The 4,929-nt window shown below is 38.6% G+C and carries 6 protein-coding genes and 1 pseudogene; all 7 read left to right on the plus strand.

Annotated features, from left to right (window positions below):
- Positions 1-260 (plus strand): annotated as a pseudogene (locus tag Q0X72_RS13030) (hypothetical protein); the annotation flags it as partial.
- Positions 261-287: 27 nt separating this feature from the next.
- A complete protein-coding gene (locus Q0X72_RS13035; RefSeq protein ID WP_297766252.1) occupies positions 288-899 on the plus strand; it encodes a flavin reductase in 612 nt (203 codons plus the stop codon).
- Positions 900-905: 6 nt separating this feature from the next.
- Positions 906-2,078 (plus strand): M20 family metallopeptidase, encoded by a 1,173-nt coding sequence (locus tag Q0X72_RS13040; RefSeq protein WP_297766255.1) that lies wholly within the window; start codon positions 906-908, stop codon positions 2,076-2,078.
- Complete coding sequence (locus Q0X72_RS13045; protein ID WP_297766258.1) at positions 2,078-3,097, plus strand: hypothetical protein; 1,020 nt, start codon at positions 2,078-2,080, stop codon at positions 3,095-3,097. The genes Q0X72_RS13040 and Q0X72_RS13045 overlap by 1 nt, the downstream gene beginning before the upstream one ends.
- A 134-nt stretch (positions 3,098-3,231) precedes the next feature.
- Positions 3,232-3,882, plus strand: coding sequence for a TetR/AcrR family transcriptional regulator (locus tag Q0X72_RS13050; RefSeq protein WP_297766261.1), 651 nt, complete (start codon positions 3,232-3,234; stop codon positions 3,880-3,882).
- A 119-nt stretch (positions 3,883-4,001) separates the two neighbouring features.
- Positions 4,002-4,403 carry a response regulator gene (locus Q0X72_RS13055; protein WP_297766264.1) on the plus strand — a complete coding sequence of 134 codons (402 nt, stop codon included), beginning with the start codon at positions 4,002-4,004 and terminating at the stop codon, positions 4,401-4,403.
- A gap of 77 nt (positions 4,404-4,480) precedes the next feature.
- Positions 4,481-4,929, plus strand: a 449-nt coding sequence (locus tag Q0X72_RS13060; protein WP_297766266.1) for a heme NO-binding domain-containing protein, incomplete at its 3' end; no start/stop codon positions are given.

Here is a 4,929-nt window from a genome sequence, read left to right on the forward strand (position 1 = left end):
GACCACAAGATGTGGTGCAGGATAGCAAATACACCAAGCGTGAAAAACAACAGCAAAAAGTCTTTTTCGAAAATATTATTGACTACATAAAAAGTTCAGACGATCTGGTAATTTTTGGTCCGGCACAAATGGGAGAAAAACTTTATGCAGAGATATCTGAATTTTATCCAGGTACCTATAATAAGGTAAAAGAAGTAAAGCCAGCCGATAGTATGACTGATAACCAGATAATTGCGTTGGTGAAAGATAATTTTAAATGATTAAATAAACCCAAGAACTTTAAAACCATGGGCACACAACTACAAGAGAATTATGTGTCTTTAAGCCCTCATAACCCTATTTGGGACAGGGTATTTACAATAGCCCCTTTGGTGATCATAGGGACCAAAGAAGAATCGGGTTTTGATCTTGCGCCAAAACACATGGCCACACCCTTAAGTTTCGGTAATTATTTTGGTTTTGTTTGTACACCCAAACACCATACCTATCACAACGTGAAAAAAACCGGCGAATTCACGGTAAGTTTTCCCAGGCCCGAACAAATCGTCATAACTTCTTTAAGCGCAACTCCAAGGAAAAAAGGAATTACTAAATCGGATGGAATTGTAGGCGCTTTGGCCACCATTCAAGCTAAAACAATGGATGCCCCTGTAATAAAAGATGCCTATTTATACCTGGAATGTGAACTTTTTAAGATCATCGACGGATTTGATGAAAATAGTTTAATCGCAGGTAAAATAAAAGCGGCTCATGTACATAAAGATTATTTGAGGATCTCGGAAAATGATGAACAGGAGCAACTTAAGAAGCACCCCTTGCTAGCGTACATCGCAAACGGGAGGTTTGCGGAAATTAGAGAAACATATAATTTCCCATTCCCAAAGGATTTTAAAAGATGAAGTTCCATGACCTTAGCTACTGACATATTAAAATATATCAATGCTAATTTAGAATCGATGACAGGGTTCCTAAAGACACTTGTGCTTCATGAATCTCCCTCCAAAGATCTGGAATCACAAACTACCATACTAGGAGTGATAAGCAATGAGCTCAAACGGCTTGGTTACTTTACTAAGTATATTCCGGGTGAAAAAACGGGCGGATACCTATATGCCAGACCTCATAAAAGAAAGAAAAACACTCCCTGCCAGTTATTGATAGGCCATTGCGATACAGTTTGGGATAAACACACCCTTAAGAAAATGCCTATTACTATGAAGGATGGTACTATGACCGGTCCCGGTGTTTATGATATGAAAGCCGGTTTAACACAATTGATCTTCGCTATAAGAACAATAAATGCCTTGTCATTACCCATGCCTGTTACACCGCTTATCCTTATAAATTCGGATGAAGAAATTGGGAGCAAGGAGTCTACACGTATGATAAAAAGATTAGCTAAAATTTCTGATAGGGCCTTTGTATTGGAACCTCCCTTAGGTTTAGAGGGAAAGTTAAAGACCGCAAGGAAAGGTTTGGGCAGATTCACAATAACTGCTATTGGTAAGGCTGCTCACGCAGGTCTGGATCCCGGGAAAGGTGTGAGTGCGATCGTTGAAATCTCTCATCAGATACAACAACTGTATGCGATGAATGATTTTGAAAAAGGAATAACCGTTAATGTAGGAATGATCGAAGGTGGGATCTCACCAAACGTGGTAGCTCCCGAAAGTAAGGCGATTGTAGATGTTAGGGTATTGAACCGAAAAGATGGTGATACTATTACAAAAAAGATACATGGCTTAAAACCTTCAATGCCTAATATTAAATTGCACATTGAGGGTGGTATTGGCAGGCCTCCAATGGAACGAACTCCGCGAAACCAAAAACTCTGGCAATTTGCAAAAACCAAGGCCTCGCACATGGGATTGAACTTAGACGAGGCTGTAGCCGGGGGTGGCTCTGATGGAAATACGACCAGTGAATTCACGGCAACATTAGATGGCCTCGGGACCACCGGTGATGGTGCTCATGCGGCACATGAATTTATTTTTCTTGAACAGTTGCCCGAAAGAACTGCGTTGTTAACGCAATTGATAATTTCTGATACCGTAGACAATGAATTAAATAAAAAATAATGGCGCATACTTCCATATTTACATCACTCACCCGCATTTCCGACCTGAAGGTAAAAGCATTTGATGTGCAACCACTAGACAGGTCTGAATGGGCAACTGGCGATTATGTGATTGGCAAGATCCTGGAGCCTGGAAGCACTTCCCTACTTCTTGAACTTCCCAGTGGAAGAATGAGAGGTGTCATAGGAGGTGAGTATGTTGTTGGAGCATTTGGAGAGCGCTTTGCAACATTGGAAATAACCGGAACTTGGAAGAAAATTGAAGAAGACCTTAAATTTCATTTACTAACCGGTGCGGGACTCTTTGGTAAATTAACGTCAAAATCTTTTTTCTTACCACAAATGATGCAACTCAAATACGCAGGACATGTGGTACGCAACGGTGCCAAAATTACGATGGATAGTTTTGTAAAGCCTGTCAAAATTTTACCATTTAAAACTCCGGTGATTCTTTTTATTGGTACATCCATGTCTGCAGGTAAAACAACTTCGGCCAGAATAGTCGCAAATCTTTTTAACTCTGCAGGTTATAAAGTGGTGGGAGCAAAACTTACGGGTGCCGGTCGTTATAAAGATATTCTGGCTATTAAAGATGTAGGAGCCATGGCTATTTTTGATTTTGTTGATGTGGGGCTGCCTTCGTCTATATGTGAGAAGGAATTATACGAATCAAAATTAGCTCAGATAACAAGCCGAATTGAGCAACAAAAAGCGGATATCGCGATAATAGAAATTGGTGCGTCACCTTTAGAACCATATAATGGGGATGTTGCTATAAATGCGATCCGCGACCAGATCAAATGTACAATACTAAGTGCCACTGATCCCTATTCTGTGTATGGCCTGATGAAAGCCTTTGATTTTTCACCAGATATTGTATCCGGGATTGCGACCAACACCCTCGCCGGCATTAGTATGGTAGAATCTCTTTGTAAAGTGAAGGCCCTTAACTTAATTGATGCCACTACTACCAAGGAACTCAAAGAAATCCTGACATCCAAGACAGGTTTAAAGCTTTAAATTTTTACTTTTTATATTGATATATACCAATTTCCGTATTTAATACTGAATATACTTAGTATTCTATATACTAATAATCCAAAAAAAACGATATATAGAGTATAAACTTAGCTCAAAGATTAACTAGAGAAACTATGCCCATTTCTAAGACGAAAAAGAAAATTATTGTTGCTGCTGTGAAACTTTTCAATGAATTGGGGATCGCGCAGGTCCGAAACCAGGATATAGCAAAGGAAAGTGGCATTAGCCTAAGTAATTTCAACTACCATTATGCCACCAAAAAAGACCTTGTGAAGGCTACGTTCGATTATATGACGGAAGAGCTTATACAGAATGTCTATGGGAACAAAACCTTAATCATGGAAGGAGAAGGCCTTGCCATCACCGAAAGCTTCTTTGTGTTCCAACAACGGTTTAGCTTTTTCTTTCTCGATACTCCAAATATTCTAAAGTGGTATCCAGTCGTAACTAAACAAATTAAAGAACAAATTGAAGATGCGTTTAAAATGATCAAAGGGATCAATTATCTTTCTATTGGAATGGGCTTCATGAAACCTGAACCCAAAGATTTTCCTGGATTATACGAAGAATTAGCCGCCCATCTTTGGAGAAATACTCATTTTTGGATCGCCTATGCAAGAATAAAAGACATTGAAGAAGATCAGGTGGTAAAGGGAATGGAGTCCCATTTTAGCCTTATCTATCCCTACTTAACAGAAAAAGGGATCCATGCGAATAAAAAGTATTTAGAAAGTCTAAAGGAAAAAAGAGCAAAAAAGAACTAGATAAGATCTCATCTATAGGAATCGACCATTCGTCTATACCAAACCTCCACTCATCTACAACAAAATAGTTAGATAGCCTTAAAGTAAGACCTTGCAACATTCTAATAAAGCGAAAGGATATGAAAATACTTTTTATAGAAGACGATGCTATTGAAACAATGAAGCTTAATAGAACCATCTCTAAACTGCAGGTAAATCATACCATCATCCAGGCCAACAACGGTGAAGATGCTCTTGAAATACTAAAAGACACACATAAGATACCCGATATTATTCTTCTAGACCTCAATATGCCTAGAATGAACGGGATAGAATTTCTACAGATCCTAAAACGTAATGCGACATTAAAGTACTTGCCTACGATCATTTTGACAACATCTGAGAACAGAGCCGACCTTTTAGAATGCTATAAGATTGGGATCGCGGGATATGTAATAAAACCCCTTAAATACGAAGATTACGAAGACAAAATTCAAAAAGTTATCGCTTATTGGGAGATCAATGAATTAGTGAAAGCTTAATGAAATAAGCGCTTTCACAACATTTTTTTTTCGTCGAGTCGTAATTTTCCTACATTCAATTATTAGTTTGAAAATACATGAAAGGAATTGTTTTTACAGAGTTTTTGGAGATGGTGGAATCCAAATTTGGACTGGAAGTAGTCGATAATATCATTGAAAAATCTGAATTAGCCTCTGAAGGGATCTATACCTCGGTAGGTACCTATGAATTTAATGAAATGGTGGCCCTGCTGACCAATCTTTGTGAAGAGGTTCAATTACCGGCCAATGATCTTTTACATGCTTTCGGACTTTATCTTTTTGATAGTTTGGGCAAAGCACATCCGGAAGTTATACAGAGTTATAACTCTCCTCTGGGGTTGTTATATTCCATAGAAGACCACATCCATGTGCATGTTAAAAAACTCTATCCGGATGCAGAACTTCCCTCCTTCACCATAATTGAAAAAACTGATACTTCACTCTCAATGATTTATTCATCGTCTCGCGGACTATACAGCCTGGCGCATGGTCTTATGGAAAAGAC

Origin of the sequence: uncultured Muriicola sp., assembly GCF_947258935.1 — a bacterium.
Classification (GTDB): Bacteria; Bacteroidota; Bacteroidia; order Flavobacteriales; family Flavobacteriaceae; genus Muriicola.

Excerpts from the sequence above, each read along its gene's own strand:
- Q0X72_RS13045 (WP_297766258.1), top strand. The coding sequence starts at position 2,078 with ATGGCGCATACTTCCATATTTACATCACTCACCCGCATTTCCGACCTG.
- Q0X72_RS13055 (WP_297766264.1), top strand. The coding sequence starts at position 4,002 with ATGAAAATACTTTTTATAGAAGACGATGCTATTGAAACAATGAAGCTT.
- Q0X72_RS13040 (WP_297766255.1), top strand. The coding sequence starts at position 906 with ATGACCTTAGCTACTGACATATTAAAATATATCAATGCTAATTTAGAA.
- Q0X72_RS13035 (WP_297766252.1), top strand. The coding sequence starts at position 288 with ATGGGCACACAACTACAAGAGAATTATGTGTCTTTAAGCCCTCATAAC.
- Q0X72_RS13050 (WP_297766261.1), top strand. The coding sequence starts at position 3,232 with ATGCCCATTTCTAAGACGAAAAAGAAAATTATTGTTGCTGCTGTGAAA.